Consider the following 16,658-nt stretch of genomic DNA (forward strand, 5'->3'; position numbering starts at 1 on the left):
GCGTGAAAAGATGGTTAGCGTTCGGGAACAGCTTAACTGGCTGCCTATTGCTGCTGGCATTTTCGGCCACAGCTGTGATTGCTGTTGAAAATACCGGGGCCAGCCAGATCCGGGTACCGAAACCGCGCTCTGTCCACGATGTATCCCATCAGTATTATATGGAACTGCTGCACAAAGCTTTGCACAAAGCCGCTGCCGGGCGGCCCCTGCCCGATATCCTGCCAGTAGCTGAAATGGAACAGGGCCGCGCTGTACGCGAATTGCAAAAAGGTCAGATCATCGACTTATTTTGGATGGGGACTGACCGCGACAAAGAACAACAACTCCGAGCCATCCGTATCCCGCTGGAGCGCGGCCTGATGGGCTTCCGGATGCTGACTATTCAACGTAATCAACTGGAAAAATTCAGCCAGATCAGCAATCTGCAACAACTTCATAAACTGACTGCCTACCAGGGTCTGAGCTGGCCTGATACGAAGATCCTGCAACAAGCGGGTTTAAAAGTGCTGACCTCACCAGTCTATGAAAACCTGTTTAAACAGGTCAATGCCGGCCGATGTGATTATTTTCCTCGCGGCTTACATGAAGGCCAGACCGAACTGCGTGAACGCGCAGCTTTGTATCCCGGCTTGATGCGTTATCCAGATATGATGCTGCACTACCCTTTTGCCATCTATTTTTTTACCGGCAAACAAAATGAAGCATTGGCGAAGTGGGTAGAACAGGGGTTGCAACTGATGATCAACGATGGCGAATTACTGAAACATATGCAACAACACCCACTGACAGCGCATGTATTTCCACTGAGTCAGTTCACCATGGCGCATTGGCTGGAACTAGCCAATCCGGGCCTGAGCCCGGATACAGATTATACCGACCGCCGCTATTGGTTTGTGCCGGCCGATTTCACTGGTTCAGAGTTTGATAAAAATCTGCCGGCGGTACAACCAGAGGGACAAAGCCCAGAACAGCACCACATGTAACAGCGCAAACACCAGCGATGCCAGTTGCAGTGGCATGAGCACTGATAAACCGTCATACAACAACCCGGCGACTGACTGAGTCCCCTCACCTGCCGACCAACTGAGCCAACGCCCGGTCGCCACGGCAAACATCCAGCTCAGCATATAAATAAACAACGGGTTGGTGCCATAAATCCGCAGCGGTTCAGTCAGCCGGGTCGCTTTACGGATGTCCACCAGATACACCAGCACCGCCAGCAACCACAATAACAAACCACAACTCAGCGCCACATAAGTACCGGACCACAACGCTTTATTCACCGGCCAGAACCAATGCCCTGCCAGCGCCAGAATAATCAACGCCGCACCAAAGGCAACAAGGTCACGTACTGCTTGCTGCGGTGCTTTGCCTTTGAGGCCAGTCGCAACCAGATAACCCAGCAGCACGTTAACAGTGGCCGGCAAGGTACTTAATAAACCTTCGGGGTCAAACGGTATGCCAAAACCCTGATAGACATGGGCCGCGCCAAACACAGCCAGATCCAGTGTGCGGACGATATTCTGTTCCAGCGAAAATGGCGCTGGCGATAGCTGTAACAATGCAAAATAACCGCCAAGCAACAGCAGAATCGCCGCCCAAAGCCCGCGTTTGGGCAAGCTCAGGATCAGCACGGCGGCAATGACATAACAGATGGCGATACGTTGCAACACGCCGGGAATGCGCAGTGTCGACAGCTCCGGATGACTTAAAAAATTCAGCAACAAACCACAGCCAAACATCAGCAGGCCACGTTTAAAAATTTTCTGTAGCATGGAGCCATCAAGTCGCGCATCTTTCAGTGAAAACGCCATCGCCGCGCCGACGACAAACAAAAAGCCCGGAAACACGATATCGGCAAAGGTGAAACCATCCCAACTGGCATGCAGCAGTGGGCTATACACATGCGACCAGCTGCCTGGTGTATTGACCAGAATCATCAGCGCAATCGCGAGTCCGCGCAGCACATCCAGCGCGTAAAACCGTCCGGTATTTTGCATTTTTATTGTTCTCCGGTTGCTAAAACACAACAGGGCTGACGTTGTCAGCCCTGAGACTCCTATCTACCAGCAGTGGTTACCACTGTCGTTTTTTGTAGCCGCTAAAGGCGTAGTACAGGATAAAGGCGTAACAGGGGATCATCATCCAGTAAGCGCCCTGAGCATCACCGGACGCTGTAGACAGATAGCCATAGATTTTTGGCAATACAGCACCACCAGCAATCCCCATGATCAGTAACGCAGATGCGGTTGCGGTGAATTTACCCAGACCTTCCAACGCCAGTGGCCATACTGCTGGCCACACCAGCGCATTGGCAAAACCGAGCATCGCCAGGAACAGGACAGTATCAGGCACAGTTGGAATACCAGCCCAGCCAAATAAGACCGCCGACAACTGGTGGCTTTCAGCCGAACCAAACATCACGCCCAGCGTAAACAGGATGCCAAACAGCGCCGAGCCTTGCAGCGCGCGCGGTTGCGACAGATATTTCGGAATGCAGCTGACACCAACCAGATAACCTAACACCATGAATACCATCGTATAAGATGTCAGTGCGCCCCAATGCGACACATTCAGGTGCTGACCGTACAGACCAATGGTATCGCCGGCGATCACTTCGACACCGACATAAAAAAACAACGCCGCCACACCCAGCATCAGTTGCGGGAACTGCAGCACAGAGGTGCGATGCTCCGGCGCCACACCTTGCTCAACGGGTTGCTCCAGCTCAGGTTCAGGTAATGGTGAGAACTTCACAAAGGCCATCAACGCCAGCAGCGCAACGGTCATATAAATGTATGGGGTGACCAGACGGTTGGATAACTCCGCAATGCGGCTGGCTTTCTCTTCTTCGCTCAGCGCTGCCAGTACTTCTGGCGTGAACTGGTCCATACCGGTCAGGATCCAGGCGGTGAAAATCAGCGGCACTAACACGCCAGCGCCTTTATTCACCAAGCCCATGATACTGATGCGCATCGCAGCTGTTTCGCGTGGGCCAATACATACGATGTACGGATTCGATGCAGTTTGCAGAATGGTTAAACCGGTACCAAGCGTGAATAAGGCGACCAGAAACAAGCTATACAAAGTGGTTTGTGCTGCCGGAATAAACAACAGCGCACCGGCGGCCATAATACCAAGACCGGCCACCATGCCGTTTTTATAGCCAACTTTGTTCAGTACCCACGACATCGGTAACGCCATCACCACATAGGCGATGTAAAATGCAAAAGTCACCCACATCGCCTGCGATTCGGTCAGATGACACACCAGCTTCAGGAACGGGATCAAAGATCCGTTTAGCCAGGTGACGAAACCAAACACAAAAAACAAAGTCCCGATGATCACCATCGGTAACACCGTATTTTTTTGCTGCGGTCGTTCCAATACCGTATCCATATTCACCTCTTTATCGGTTGTTATTATGAGAGTTGGCGCAGGCGCCAGACTGATTGCCCTGTGATGTTTCTACTTGTTGTCAGTTAAAACTATTTAAACGCCTTACCAGCGATATAGCACTGTTGTACCACGCCTTGGGCGTCGAGCAGTACCAGATCGGCCCGATAACCCGACAGGATCCGGCCATGACGACTGGCAATGCCCAAAAACTCTGCCGGATATAACGCAGCCATCCGCAGCGCTTCGCCTTGCTCAATACCGAGTTCTGTCACGGCATACTGCACGGCGCCAGCCATATCCAGTACGGAACCGGCCAGCGAGCCGGCATCATTGGTCAGTTTGTTGCCGACGCGGGTAACTTTACCGGCAAAAAACGGGAATTCGGTGTCAGCGGTGCCCACCGGTGACATCGCATCGGTGACAATCAACATTTTGCCGCGGGGTTTAGCCGCCAGCGCCAGTTTTGCCGCCACCGGATGCACATGATGGCCGTCAAAAATGATGCCGCACCAGCTGTTACGATCAGCGAGCGCGACGCCCACCATGCCGGGTTCGCGCGAGGTCAGCGGCGACATAGCGTTGTATAAATGGGTAAAACCGGTCGCTCCGGCGGCCAGCGCCGCTTCAACCGTTGCGCCATCGGCGTTGGAATGGCCGAGGCAAACAATGACGTTCAGTTCGACTAGCTGACGGATTTGCTCCGGTGTGACGTTTTCCGGCGCGACGGTGACCAGCTTAATACCAAGGTCAGTGCGGCCATACAACGCCAGCTCATCTGCCGTGAGACCGCGGATATGTTCGGTCGGATGCACGCCGCGTTTAGGAACTGATAAATGCGGGCCTTCAAAATGCACACCGAGAATACCGGGTTCACCGGCGGCAACTGCTGCGGCAATGGCATCGGCGCATTGTTGCATTGTGGCAACAGAGTCGGTGATCACCGTTGGCAGCATCGCGGTGGTACCAAAACCGGCATGGGCTTTGAGCATGGTGCGCAGACTGTCGATAGTGGGCGCTGTGTTAAATAAAGCACCGCCGCCACCATTAACCTGCACATCAATAAAACCGGGGACCAGCGTCAGGTCAGTACATTCAGCTGGGGCACAGGCTGCGATCCGGGTGATGACGCCTTGTTCGGCCGTCACCCTAACGTTGGAATGCCACTGTTCGCCATCAAATAACCGCGCGACTGACCACTGCTGTTGCGTGGATTGCTGCATCAATTCCGCTCCTCTAATCCTGACCTGTCCAGCTTGCCAGCAGTCATACTACGTCAGACACAAGAAAAACGAAACCATTCGGATCTAAAAAACGGTTTCGTTTGATTTCGTTAAACTGTTTTGGTGACTTTATTTAAGCCTGGTGGTGCATCCGGGTTAACACCACGGCTGCGCGCAACCGCTTCGACATCGAGATAAAAACGTTGTAATAACAACAGCGGCAGGACGCGTGGATGGCTGGCAAGCTGACCATGATGCAGATGCACCAGGCTGGCGCCACGGCTTTGTACTTCGGCGATCTGCGCTTTGTGCGCCTGGAACGCTTCGTCCTGGATCGACACATCGATAATGGCAAACTGATCTTTGACCAGCGTGACCGGGCCATGCAGGAACTCTGCGCTGGAGAAGGCTTCGGCGTGAATACCGCAGACTTCTTTTAATTTCAGGGCGATCTCACGCGAAATGGCATAACCAGGACCACGACCGAGTACCACACAGTGCTGGACGCCGGCCACCGACTCGGCAGTCAGTTGTGCTGGCAACTGCTGCGCCTGTAATAACAGTTCAGGCAACTGATCGACCGCTGTTTGCAGGTCACGGTCAGCGGACCAAACCGCAACCAGCTGCAATAAAGCGCTTAAAGTGGCCAGATAACTCTTAGTTGCAGCAACGGCTTTTTCCGGCCCGACAAACAACGGCACGACAAAATCGGCCTGCTCTGCCAGTGGCGACGTGGTGTCATTCACCAGAGCAACCACCAGCGCGCCGGTGTTCTTCGCCATCGCGACCTGCGCCAGAATGTCCGGGCTACGGCCACTTTGCGAAATACAAATCACCAGTGCATCAGTCAGTTGCAGCTGTTTGTTGTACACACTGGCAATCGATGGCGCAGCTGCCACAACGGGCAGACCAATCACACTTTCAATCAGATATTTACCGAACACACCGGCATGATCTGATGAACCACGACCGACCATGTAAACATATTTCGGCTGACGCTGACGGATCTGCGCAACCACCGCGGCAATAGTTGCAGCATTGGTCTGGAGCTGCTCACGGATACGGATTGGGGCTTCTGCGGCTTCTTGCGCCATGATGGTGCTGGTCATGCGAATACTCACTTCATTGATTGGAGACGGATAAAAATTCTTGGCCATTGCGGGCCCGACGTTGCCGGGCAAACCAGACAGCACCAAATTCAGGCGCCGCCTGTGCTGGTACAATTAACGCTTGCACCTGTGCGGATAAATACGGCTGCACTTTATAAGCAAGGCCACCAATCAGCGCGAGGCGCGGCGGATCCAGACTGAACAACCGCAAGGCAATATTCTCAATATGCCGGGCACCGGCCTGAATAATCTCTGCAGCGACCTGATCCCCCTGCTCTGCAGCGGTAAAAATCAACGGTGCATAACGGGCAAATACAGTCGGTGTGGCATGCATAAAATGGCTGACGATTTCCAGTGTTCCACTAACCCCAAGAGCTTCAGTCAGCAGCTCCGTCAGCAATGTTGCCGCACCAATCTGATCTTTGTGCAGCAGCACATGATGGACCAGCTGATTGCCGAACCAGGCGCCACTGCCGTTATCACCATAAGGGAATCCATGGCCACCGATATCCAGGCACTGACCTTTCACATCAGCCAGGCCACAAGAGCCGGTGCCAATAATAATCACCGCGCCATCGTCGCCTTTGTGCGCGCCAATGCAGGCCGTATGTAAATCGGAGGTCAGATGGAATTCGGCAAACGGATGTTGCCATTCACTGAATAGCTGAAAATATTGCGGCATATTAACGCCGGCCAAACCAGCACCCGCGATCAACCGCGACATGTCATTAAAGGTCATGCCAGCGGCCAACAAGGCTTGTTGTGTTGCGGTCAGAATAGAATCGGTCGCGACTTTCATGCCACGCAATGGATTAGCCGGCCCACCCAGCCCCTCTCCCAACAGCTGATCTGCGGCATCGACGATCACCACACGGCATTTGCTGCCACCACCATCAATGCCCAGATACAATGGGCTGTGCTGCCCTGCTTCGCTACTCATCTAGCACCCTCGTTGCACGAAATGCGACTGTCTTTGCCGTGTTTGAAGGCCTGTAATGGCCCCTGTAGAAATATTCGGCACTTTTAATTATGACAGCGTTGTCATTTTTTCAGTTCAGCATATAATAATTTTGACAAATAACAAGACCCCTGATTAAAAATCAGACTTAATTTAGCTGTATTGTCAGTGCGCATATTAAAAACAAAATAAAAATCAGCGAGTTAACTCAGTCACTTTGCCGTAATCTCTGAGGAAAACCGCTTAAAACGGACGAGCAGTGTGTCCACTCTGCTTTTTGCAACAGGAAATACGATGAAGAGATCTCAGCTTGTTTTTGCCACAGCCGCCGCTGCGTTGCTGTTTGCGCCCACGCTGTTTGCCCGCCAGTTTACTCAGCAGACAGACTTAAAGACATTCGCCAGTCAGGCTCAGTTTGAGATGGCCGTGATTAGTAATTTTCAGGACAAACCCGGTACTTTTAAAGGCCAGTATCGTCTGCACAATCAATCCGCTCAGGCTTTGGCTGCAGGGACCGGCAACTGGCAAATCTATTTCCATGCCGTGCGTCTGCTCAGTGCTGACGTTCAATCCGGCCTGAAACTGGAGCATATTCAGGGCGACTTACATCGTCTGACCCCAACCAAAGCATTTAAAGGCCTGCCGTCTGGCGCCGTCATCGCTATTGAAGTCAGTGGTGCGCCATCACTGGTCAGTTACAGTGATTTTATGCCGCGAGCCTTTATCGTCGCAGGGTCGTTACAACCGGAGATCTTCCGCAACACCGACACTGAAGATTTGACGAAGTTTGTTGCACCGTTTCGGCATAAAGAACAGCTGTATCGTTATCAAAAGCCACAACCTGACTTATATAAAGTGGCCGACAGTCAGAGCCGTTATCAGGACAACTTAGCAGTGAATGCGCCGCTGAATACGGATCTGAAAGTAGCGGACCAAATCATTCCAACGCCAAAACAACAACGCCTGACCGGCGGAACAGTGCTGCTGGATAAACAATGGAGCATCCGTTTTCCTGGTAGGCTCACGGCCGAAGCCGCTTATCTGCAGGAACGTTTTGGTCAGGCAGGACTGGCGCTGAGCAAAACTGCGGGCATTGCCGACACGGCGGAAAAACAGATTGTGCTGCGTGTCGACCCCAGCTTAAAAACGGCGGAAAGTTACCGCTTAACGCTCACCGACAGCCAAATCAGCATCAGCGGCGCAGATAATGCCGGGGTGTTTTATGGCCTGCAGTCGCTGTTAAGCCTGACGCCAGCACAATTTGACAGCGTCAGTCTGGCGCAGCAGGAAGTTAGCGACAGCCCACGTTATCGCTGGCGTGGCATGCATTACGATATGGGCCGGAATTTCCATGGAAAAGCAGTCACGCTGCGGCTGATTGAGCAGATGGCACGTTACAAAATGAATAAACTGCATCTGCATTTAACCGAAGATGAAGGCTGGCGTCTGGAGATCCCGGGCCTGCCGGAACTGACCGACATCGGTGCAACCCGGTGTTTTGATCTCAGTGAGCAGCAGTGCCTGCTGACCCAGCTGGGCACTGGCCCGCACAAAGATGGCTCCGGTAATGGTTTTTATAGTCGCGACGATTTTATTGAGATCCTCAAATACGCCAATGCCCGCCACATTGAAGTGATCCCGGAAATTGATATGCCGGGGCATGCCCGCGCAGCGATCAAATCGATGCAGGCGCGGTATCAGCGGCTGCTGAAACAAGGCAAAAAAACTGAGGCAGAACAATATCTGCTGAGCGATCCGCTCGATACCTCAAAATACATGACGGTTCAGAACTACAGCGATAACTCGGTCAACGTCTGTATGGACTCCAGTTATGCCTTTATCGACAAAGTGATTTATGAGCTGCAGCAGATGTACCGCGCCGCTGGTCTGAAGCTGAGCACTTATCATATGGGCGGTGATGAAGTGGGTGCCGGTAGCTGGACTGCATCACCACAATGTCAGGCGTTGTTTGCCAAAGCACTGCCGGGCGTGGCCGGGGTCGCCGATTTAAAACCTTATTTTGTCAGCAAAGTCGCCGACTTATTGCACAAACGCCAACTGGCACTCGGCGGCTGGGAAGACGGCCTGATGTATGACCCGGTCAACCCGTTTAACCGTGATCAGTTTGCCAGCAAACAGGTGTATGCCAACGTCTGGGACAATATCTGGGAATGGGGCGTGGCAGATCGGGCGTACCGGCTGGCCAATGCCGGTTATCAGGTGGTGTTGTCACACGGCACGCACTTATATCTTGATCACCCGAACGAAGCCCATCCGGAAGAGCGTGGTTATTATTGGGCGGCACGTTATACCGACCCGAAACGGATCTTTGGTTACATGCCAGACCATGTCTATGCCAACGCCGATAAAACCCGCAGTGGCGCCGTGATCACCGATTTGGAACAGTTGGTCGGCCGCGCGCTGCCGACGCTGGAAAAACCGGAAAATATTCTGGGCGTACAAGGCCAGGTCTGGACCGAAACGATCCGGACCGCTGAGCAATTGGAGCAGATGTTATTTCCACGTCTGGTGCCGATCGCTGAACGTGCCTGGCATCATGCGGCCTGGGAAGGCGATAAAGCCGACACTGCTGCGCGTGATAAATCCTGGCAGTTGTTCGCCCGTGTCATGGCGGAAAAAGAGCTGCCGAAAATGAGTCTGGCCGGCGTGCATTATTATTTGCCGGTCGTCGGCGCGGAGATCAAAAACGGCACGCTGCAGGCCAATGTGTCATTGCCGGGTCTCGGCATCGAATACAGCCTGGATCAAGGCAAAAGCTGGCTACGGTATCAGGAAGGCGTGCAAGTGAGCGCCAATGCCGAAGTCTGGTTGCGCAGCCGCAGTGTCGATGGCCGCAGCAGCCGGATCAGCAAATTGCCGGATAATACGCCGCAGCACTGATCACACTGAAACATAACGAGGCCGGTGTAAACCGGCTTTGTTATGTCTGCAGCATCAAAAAATTTAACCCTTACACCCGTCCCGCCAGGATCTGTTCCATCACCGCAGTTGTGCGTATCGCGCTATCGCCTGACGACGGATGTGGCGCCTCCCCCCGGATCTGCGCAGCGATATTCGCCACATGGTATTGCTGAATATGCGGCGGATTCTCGATAAACAGTTCCTCTGTCACTCCATTCTCCGTCAGTTGCAACAGCTCGTCCTGAAACACCGAAAAATGGATATGGCCCTTGCTGCCGATAATTTCGACCGCATCGCGCCGGCCGTCGGTGCCAAAATGCCAGAAACCGCTGCCAGTCGCGACATGCCCGACGGCATCCGGTGCAAACCGCCACTGCGCCGTCACCGCATCTTCGGCGGCATACAAACCTTGTTGGTTCAGCGCTTGTCCCTGCACTTGCGTGATGTCGCCAAGTAAATACATCAATAAGTCGAGGCCATGACTGGCGAGATCAACAAAATAACCGCCACCAGCCTGCGCCGGATCAGTGCGCCAGTTGGCAGCGCCGGTTAAATCGAGCGGATTGGCACTGCGGCTGAAGTTCCACTGCACATGGCGCACAGTGCCGATGCGCCCGGTATCCAGCCATTGTTTGATTTGTAAAAACCGCGGCAGACTACGCCGGTAATAGGCGACAAATAACGGCACTCCGGCGGCAGCAAATGCCGCATTCATTTCTGCACATTGCTGAGTATTCAGCGCCATCGGCTTTTCGACACAACAGATTTTGCCGGCCGCTGCGACTTTTAACGCGTACGACAAATGGCTGTCGGGCGGCGTGGCGATATAGACGGCGTCAACTTGTGGATCGTTGATCAAAGCATCGGCATCGCTGTACCAGACCGGCACCTGATGACGGGCCGCATAATCAGCCGCCTTGGCGGCATCACGGCGCATCACCGCCTGCACGACAAAACCAGGCGTTTGCCGATAAGCCGGGCCACTCTTCACTTCAGTGACATTGCCGCAACCCAAAATGCCCCAACGCAGCGGCTGAATATTATGCTTCATGCCCCCCTCTCCTTCAGCCTGTGGTTACAGGCCACAATCACCGGCACTGGCAGGTACTTTCGCTGCGACGGTATCGATAAAAGTCTGGCCACCTTGTCGCAGCAGTTGCAATTGCGCATCAACCTGCGCCGGACTCAGCTGTTGGTCGGCAATATACATGACCCAATCGATATCCTGCTGATATTGCCTCAGTAAATCTGACGCCACTGGCCCGCCGCTGCCGTCGGCCCCGCTGGCCATAAACCACAGGTTAAAGTTAATCGACATCCAGTCTTCCGGTACCACAGCTGCAGTGTGCTCGGCGAACAATTCGCCATCGACATAATAACGTAGCTGCTGTGACGATACCTGCAGGACCAGCGTGTGCCAGCCGGCCATCGAACCAGGCCGGCGACTATGCTCGTTCAGCGCCGTCCACGGCTGGAGCTGAAATGTTTCCCAGCTGGTGGCCCAAAGTGCCGCTGCAGAGCCCTGCCCCCAACCGCCATTTGGCAGATACTCAAAATCGGTCTCGCTGTAATCGGTATGCAAATCGGCCTGCAGCGGACTGATGGCATAAAATGTCTGGATCACAACATCGCCGTCCGGACCAAATGCCGGCGCATCCCGGAACAACACCCGCGCGGCATAAGTGCCCATTTTGTATTTACGCTGGTGGCAAATCTGCACTTGTCGCGTGTTGCTCCCCTGCCCGTCCGTGCTGGCACTCAGTTGCAAAGCACCGGCCGGAGCCTCTGCCGACGCCGGTAAAAATGCCACTGCATTGCTATCCCATTGCGCCCCTGGCAAACCGGGATGACCGGCCTGATGGCGTACCAGCCAGCCGTGCGCCTGAAACTCAGCCGCAGATTGGTAGGCAAAATCATCAAACAATAATGGCGCAGAGCCGGTCTGAGGTTGTTGCGACAGCGATGGCTCGCCGACGCAGCCGAATAACATAACAGTACTAACGCTGATTAACGGGGAGATCCGCATCTTATGACACTCCTTCAGATGATAAACAGCAGTGATGGTGCCGCACAAATGACATCGCTGTCATAATGGTTTTTACATATTTTTAATATCAAAGTGATATCCGTCGTGAAAACATCAGGTTAGATGCATCTGGTCGTCTGCGTTATCATGCCACAATGCGGTGCTATTACCGGAACGCGGTGTCGTTAAAAACGTCCCAAAAAAAAAGGATGCATCGCTTACGCACTGCATCCTGAATACCCTTGGATAAGGATTGGCAAATAAAACACAACATCCGTTGCAGCTGTCCTGTACCAGACGGTGATCCGGTACAGGTGTTCCGGGGCAAAGCGGAACACAGCGCCTGCGAATAGACTTCTACAGGGAGACAATCGATAAGAACCAACTACTAATCCGTATCGATGAACAGATACTAGCCAATTTATGACAGCGTTGTCAATATTTTATCAAATCGCAAATAATTATTTTAATTCATATATTTCAACTGCTTGCGTATATATGAAAAAATAAATCTGAAAAAAAATCAAAAATTAATCGTGCGCTGTCATCAATTTACCAAATCATGCATTAACTTACCGATAACATTTTAACGGTTAATTATCCCTTTTTTATCACTTTTTCGTCAGTTTCTGCCGCAGTGGATGCCCTATCCTGCCGCCGGCTGATCAAACGTCAGCACTGCGGCTGCAGTGTTTTTACTGCGCCGGCTCCCACTCACATCAATGCTGAAGATGGATATGACATTCAAACAAAAAGTGGCTATACCGCTGCTGACCGTGACTGCGCTGACCCTGAGCTGGTACATCATGCAACACCCGTCCGTTCCTGCGGCACCAGTGGCTGCACGACCGGCTGTGCACATTCAGATCAGTCAGGTGAAGACCAGCCCGCAGCGTTTTACCATTCGCAGTCAAGGCATACTGGAAGCAAAAGTCAGTGCACAAATCGCTGCTGAAGTCGCCGGGAAATTGGTCCGGGCCGACGTGCAGGTCGGCCAGTTTGTGCAACAGCATCAGGTGATAGCACAACTTGATATTGAACAGACCCAGGCACGGCTGGCGCTGGCAGCCGCTGAAATTGCCGCGGCAGAAGCAGAACTGAGTGAAAGTCAGGCGCAGGCCGAAGTCGCGCGGCATCAATTAGCTGGCCTGCAGTTAAAAACCTCAGCACTGGCACTGAAGCAACCGCAGTTAAAAAAGGCTCAGGCCAGTCTGGCCGCTGCACAGGCGCAATATAATTTCCTGAAGACGCAGCTGAATAAAGCCGAGATCCGCGCACCTTTTGCCGGCCTCGTCACTGCCAAACACGCCGAGACCGGCGACTATGTGCAAACCGGCGATGCTTTTATCACACTGGCAGCAACCGACACTGCACGGATCCGCGTCCCACTGACGCCCCACCAGCTGACATTGCTGGGGCAACCGGATGGCCTGCTGACACAGGCAATACCGGTGCAGGTGATCAGCGAGCAGGCCGGCCAGCCATTTTACCGCCCTGCTCGCCTCGTGCGCACCGAAGCGGCCGTTGCCAGCAACGAACAATTACATTACGGCGTGATTGAACTGCCAGACCCTTATTTTTTGCGCAAAAATGACAACGCTGTCAATTCGATCGTCTTTGGCAGTTTTGTCGAAATCAGCGTTGAAGGTCAGCATGCATTTGCCGTGACAGCGGTACCGGACAAACTGCTGCTAAATGGTAAGCAACTGATCGTCGTTAAAGATTCGCGACTGGAGATCCGTGATGTCGACGTCATGCATCGCAGTGGTGAACTGGCTTATATCCGCCATGGCATCAACGATGGCGAATGGATCGCCACCACACCGCTGGCTAATCCTATTCCGGGTATGCAGGTCGCAACCGAAGCCACACCTTTGTTGGCTGAACCCAATCGTCAGACCGCATTTGCAGGGGCTGTGCAATGAAAAACCGCGGTGTAATTGCCTGGTTTCTGGCGAACCCCATCGCTGCGGGCCTGGCCACATTATTTATCCTCTGCGCCGGCCTGGTGTCGGCCTACAGCATCGGCAAACAATATGAGCCGGTACAGCCAAGCAAACTGATTAGTATCAGCACCCACTATCCAGGCGCGTCACCACAAGAAGTGGAAGACGCCATTCTGGCCAAAATGGAGGAAGCGATCCGGCCTTTACCCGGCATCCGCAGCTTCAGCAGCGAAGCACGTTATGGCAGTGGCACGCTGGTGCTGGAGGCCAAAGATCCATCCGCGTTGCAGGCTTTGCTGGATGAAGTGCAACTACGGATCAGCAGTCTGTCGGCCTTCCCACAGGATGTGGAAAAGCCGCTGATCGAGGTGGTCCGCAACTGGCGCCGGGTGATGTTTGTGCAGATTTATGGCGACATGGATCAGGCGACGGTGAAAGAAGTCACCAAGCAGATCCGCGATGAAATTGCCGCGCTGCCTGGCATTGGCCGTGCCCATATTCCCTGGCTGGCCCGTTATGAAGTGGTCATTGAAGTGCAGCCGCTGCAGCTGCAGAAATATCAGTTGTCGCTGGCCGGCATCGCTGAGCAGGTAGAAGCTGCCTCCGGCAATATTGGCGCCGGCTTGCTCAGAAGCTCCGCCGGTGATTTACAGATCCGCGCCGCGGTGCAGGCCTATTCACCGGATGATTTTGCTGCGATTGCGTTACGTCAGCTGCCAGACGGCACTGTATTACGGCTTGGTGATGTCGCGACGATCCGCAATGGCTTTGAAGAAAAAGGCGCATTTTTTGGTTACAACGGCCAGGCCGGCGAAGCCATCAGTGTCGAGTCGATTGACGACCAGAATGACATCACCATCGCCGCCACGGTCCGCCAGTATCTGGAGCAAAAACGCCGGCAACTGCCGGCCGAAATCAAACTGGACGTCTGGTCGGATAATTCGTATTACCTGTCCAGCCGGCTGGGTCTGCTGGTTGCCAATCTGCTGTCCGGCGCCCTGCTGATTTTTGTCTTTATCAGTCTGGTGTTGAGTCCGCGCAGTGCGGTTTGGGTGGTCGTCAGCCTGTTGACCTGTATCGGGGCAACGCTGGCATTGATGCAACTGCCCTGGTTTGGCCGCCTGACTATCAATATGTATAGCCTGTTTGGTTTTATTCTGGTGCTGGGCATTCTGGTTGACGACGCCATTGTAGTTTGTGAAAGCGTCAGCGCCGAAGCCGGGCTCAGTGGTAAGCAGGACCGCAATACTGTACTGCGTGGCACCCGCAAAGTGGCAGTACCGGCCACATTTGGCGTGCTGACAACCATGCTGGCATTTGTACCGTTGCTGTTCCTGCACGGCGAACTGGCACAAATGTGGTACACCATCGGCATGGTGGTGATTGTGGCGTTGTCGATGTCGATCCTTGACAGCAAATGCCTGCTGCCATCGCATCTGGTCCGGACTGCTCCGCCTAAAGAGCCTGGCCGGCTCAGGCGTGCCGTTGCCCGGGGCATTGAGCGGCTGCGTGAACAGTATTATTTGCCTTTGTTGTGCCGCTTGTTACAACAACGCTGGACCGTGCTGACCGGCGCCTGCGCGGTATTGCTGCTCAGCGCTGCGCTGGTGCAGGCTGGTCATATCCGCACCTTGTTGTGGCCAGCCGTGCCCAGTGATTTCATCCAGGTCAATATTCAGGGTGAAGTCGGTCTGCCGAACCAGCAGGTGCATCAGCTGGTGCAACATTTCTCGGCCCGGTTACAACAGCTGGATGCGCAGCTTAAAACTGAAACTGGTCAAAGTGTGGTGCAGAATCAGCTGTACTGGCGTCAGGGCGACTCCGGCGCCGGCATGTTTATTGAGCTGAGTAAAAGCGAAGTGCGCGGCATCAGTACCGCCGAGGTGATTCAGCGCTGGCGGGCGCTGGCCGGCAGACCCGCGGGCTTAAAGACCGTCAGTATGGACGCGGCCAGCAGTACCGCCGGACCCAATCTGGCGCTGACGCTGACGGCCGCAGACAGCAAAGTACTGCAACAGGGCGCTGAACAGTTGCGCCAACAGCTGGCGCTGCAACCTGGTGTGCAGGATGTCTATGACAGTATGCAAAGTGGCAGTGAGCAGATTGAACTGCAACTGAAACCACTGGCACAAAGTCTTGGCCTGACCGTGGCTGAAGTTGCCCGCCAGGTACGCGCGGCCGTGCATGGCATTGAAGTACAGCGGCTCATCAAAAATGCCGAAGAAACCCGTGTCATGGTGCGGTATCCGGCGTATGCCCGCAAGGAAGTCAGCGACCTGGCGTCCTTACAGATAAAGCTCAGCAATGGCCGGCAGGTGCCGTTTCAGCTGGTCGCAGATCTGCAGCTGAGTAACGGCATCGCACAGATCCAGCGGCTGAATGGCCAGCGTGCAGTCACCATCAGTGCTTATATCGACCCGCAACAGATCTCGCCGGAACAGGTGATGCAACACCTGCAGACCGTGATCCTGCCCGAATTACAGCGCAATCTGCCCGGCCTTGGCACCGAGCTCAGCGGTGCCAGCCGCGAAACCGCCGAATTGCTGCATCAGTTGATCTGGTCAGCGGCGCTGGTGTTAATCCTGATTTACGCCGCACTGGCTATTCCACTGCAATCATACAGCAGACCGCTGCTGGTGCTGGCCGTGCTGCCATTTGCTATGACTGGCGCCGTGCTGGGCCATGCGGTGTTGCAGCTTGACCTGTCGCTGTTATCACTGCTTGGCGTTCTGGCGCTGTGCGGGGTGGTGGTCAATGACGGATTGTTATTGCTGGATAATTTGCGCCAACAGCCGGACGCGCCGCTGCAACAGCAGTTGGTTCAAGCCTGCCGCGACCGCTTCCGTTCCTGTTTGCTGACCTCGGTGACCACCATTCTGGGCCTGTTCCCAATTATTTTTGAAACCAGCCAGCAGGCGCAGTTTGTCATTCCGATGGCGGTTTCGGTGTGCTTTGGCCTGATGCTGTCCACGCTGGTGACGTTGCTGCTGCTGCCGGCTCTGGTGTTGGCGCTGGCCGATATCCGCCGCGTTTTTGCGCCGGAACTTGCAGTCCCTGTTGAACTATGAAAAGGAGATC

Annotated in this window: 11 protein-coding genes; 4 read left to right on the forward strand and 7 right to left on the reverse strand. The window is 54.1% G+C overall.

Features of this window, described 5'->3' with window-relative positions; translation table 11 throughout:
• Positions 1 to 2: 2 nt before the first annotated feature.
• Entirely contained in the window at positions 3 to 983 is a 981-nt protein-coding gene (locus ATY27_RS18455) for a hypothetical protein (protein ID WP_208932079.1), read from the forward strand.
• Here the strand turns inward: ATY27_RS18455 and ATY27_RS18460 are convergent.
• From ATY27_RS18460 to ATY27_RS18480, 5 genes are all read right to left on the reverse strand, one after another.
• A complete protein-coding gene (locus tag ATY27_RS18460; RefSeq protein WP_208932080.1) occupies positions 915 to 2,000 on the reverse strand; it encodes a heparan-alpha-glucosaminide N-acetyltransferase domain-containing protein in 1,086 nt (361 codons plus the stop codon). The two genes, ATY27_RS18455 and ATY27_RS18460, sit on opposite strands and share 69 nt — an antisense overlap.
• Before the next feature lie 76 nt (positions 2,001 to 2,076).
• Entirely contained in the window at positions 2,077 to 3,399 is a 1,323-nt protein-coding gene (locus ATY27_RS18465) for a sugar MFS transporter (RefSeq protein ID WP_208932081.1), read from the reverse strand.
• 89 nt (positions 3,400 to 3,488) lie between these two features.
• On the reverse strand, positions 3,489 to 4,619 hold the full coding sequence (nagA, locus tag ATY27_RS18470) for an N-acetylglucosamine-6-phosphate deacetylase (RefSeq protein ID WP_208932082.1): 1,131 nt from the start codon (positions 4,617 to 4,619) through the stop codon (positions 3,489 to 3,491).
• A gap of 110 nt (positions 4,620 to 4,729) precedes the next feature.
• Entirely contained in the window at positions 4,730 to 5,728 is a 999-nt protein-coding gene (locus tag ATY27_RS18475) for an SIS domain-containing protein (RefSeq protein WP_208932083.1), read from the reverse strand.
• 13 nt (positions 5,729 to 5,741) lie between these two features.
• Positions 5,742 to 6,668, reverse strand: a complete 927-nt coding sequence (locus tag ATY27_RS18480; RefSeq protein ID WP_208932084.1) for a BadF/BadG/BcrA/BcrD ATPase family protein — start codon at positions 6,666 to 6,668, stop codon at positions 5,742 to 5,744.
• A gap of 312 nt (positions 6,669 to 6,980) precedes the next feature.
• On the opposite strand from ATY27_RS18480, the gene ATY27_RS18485 reads away from it, so the two are divergent.
• Positions 6,981 to 9,587: a family 20 glycosylhydrolase gene (locus ATY27_RS18485; protein ID WP_208932085.1), complete on the forward strand. Its 2,607-nt coding sequence runs from the start codon at positions 6,981 to 6,983 to the stop codon at positions 9,585 to 9,587.
• A gap of 70 nt (positions 9,588 to 9,657) precedes the next feature.
• Here the strand turns inward: ATY27_RS18485 and ATY27_RS18490 are convergent, their stop codons facing one another.
• Together ATY27_RS18490 and ATY27_RS18495 are read right to left on the reverse strand one after the other, a co-directional pair.
• On the reverse strand, positions 9,658 to 10,659 hold the full coding sequence (locus ATY27_RS18490; protein WP_244151364.1) for a Gfo/Idh/MocA family oxidoreductase: 1,002 nt from the start codon (positions 10,657 to 10,659) through the stop codon (positions 9,658 to 9,660).
• Positions 10,660 to 10,683: 24 nt separating this feature from the next.
• A complete protein-coding gene (locus ATY27_RS18495; RefSeq protein WP_208932086.1) occupies positions 10,684 to 11,634 on the reverse strand; it encodes a glycoside hydrolase family 16 protein in 951 nt (316 codons plus the stop codon).
• A 737-nt stretch (positions 11,635 to 12,371) separates the two neighbouring features.
• Here ATY27_RS18495 and ATY27_RS18500 point away from each other — a divergent pair.
• On the forward strand, positions 12,372 to 13,559 hold the full coding sequence (locus tag ATY27_RS18500) for an efflux RND transporter periplasmic adaptor subunit (RefSeq protein ID WP_208932087.1): 1,188 nt from the start codon (positions 12,372 to 12,374) through the stop codon (positions 13,557 to 13,559).
• The gene (locus ATY27_RS18505; protein ID WP_208932088.1) at positions 13,556 to 16,648 is read left to right on the forward strand and encodes an efflux RND transporter permease subunit; all 3,093 of its coding nucleotides are present in this window, start codon (positions 13,556 to 13,558) and stop codon (positions 16,646 to 16,648) included. Before ATY27_RS18500 ends, ATY27_RS18505 begins: the two co-directional genes overlap by 4 nt.
• Positions 16,649 to 16,658 lie beyond the last annotated feature (10 nt).

This window comes from Rheinheimera sp. F8 (assembly GCF_001518915.1).

Excerpts from the sequence above, each read along its gene's own strand:
- ATY27_RS18460 (WP_208932080.1), bottom strand. The coding sequence starts at position 2,000 with ATGCAAAATACCGGACGGTTTTACGCGCTGGATGTGCTGCGCGGACTC.
- ATY27_RS18465 (WP_208932081.1), bottom strand. The coding sequence starts at position 3,399 with ATGGATACGGTATTGGAACGACCGCAGCAAAAAAATACGGTGTTACCG.
- ATY27_RS18500 (WP_208932087.1), top strand. The coding sequence starts at position 12,372 with ATGACATTCAAACAAAAAGTGGCTATACCGCTGCTGACCGTGACTGCG.
- ATY27_RS18495 (WP_208932086.1), bottom strand. The coding sequence starts at position 11,634 with ATGCGGATCTCCCCGTTAATCAGCGTTAGTACTGTTATGTTATTCGGC.
- ATY27_RS18485 (WP_208932085.1), top strand. The coding sequence starts at position 6,981 with ATGAAGAGATCTCAGCTTGTTTTTGCCACAGCCGCCGCTGCGTTGCTG.
- nagA (WP_208932082.1), bottom strand. The coding sequence starts at position 4,619 with ATGCAGCAATCCACGCAACAGCAGTGGTCAGTCGCGCGGTTATTTGAT.
- ATY27_RS18505 (WP_208932088.1), top strand. The coding sequence starts at position 13,556 with ATGAAAAACCGCGGTGTAATTGCCTGGTTTCTGGCGAACCCCATCGCT.
- ATY27_RS18490 (WP_244151364.1), bottom strand. The coding sequence starts at position 10,659 with ATGAAGCATAATATTCAGCCGCTGCGTTGGGGCATTTTGGGTTGCGGC.
- ATY27_RS18475 (WP_208932083.1), bottom strand. The coding sequence starts at position 5,728 with ATGACCAGCACCATCATGGCGCAAGAAGCCGCAGAAGCCCCAATCCGT.
- ATY27_RS18480 (WP_208932084.1), bottom strand. The coding sequence starts at position 6,668 with ATGAGTAGCGAAGCAGGGCAGCACAGCCCATTGTATCTGGGCATTGAT.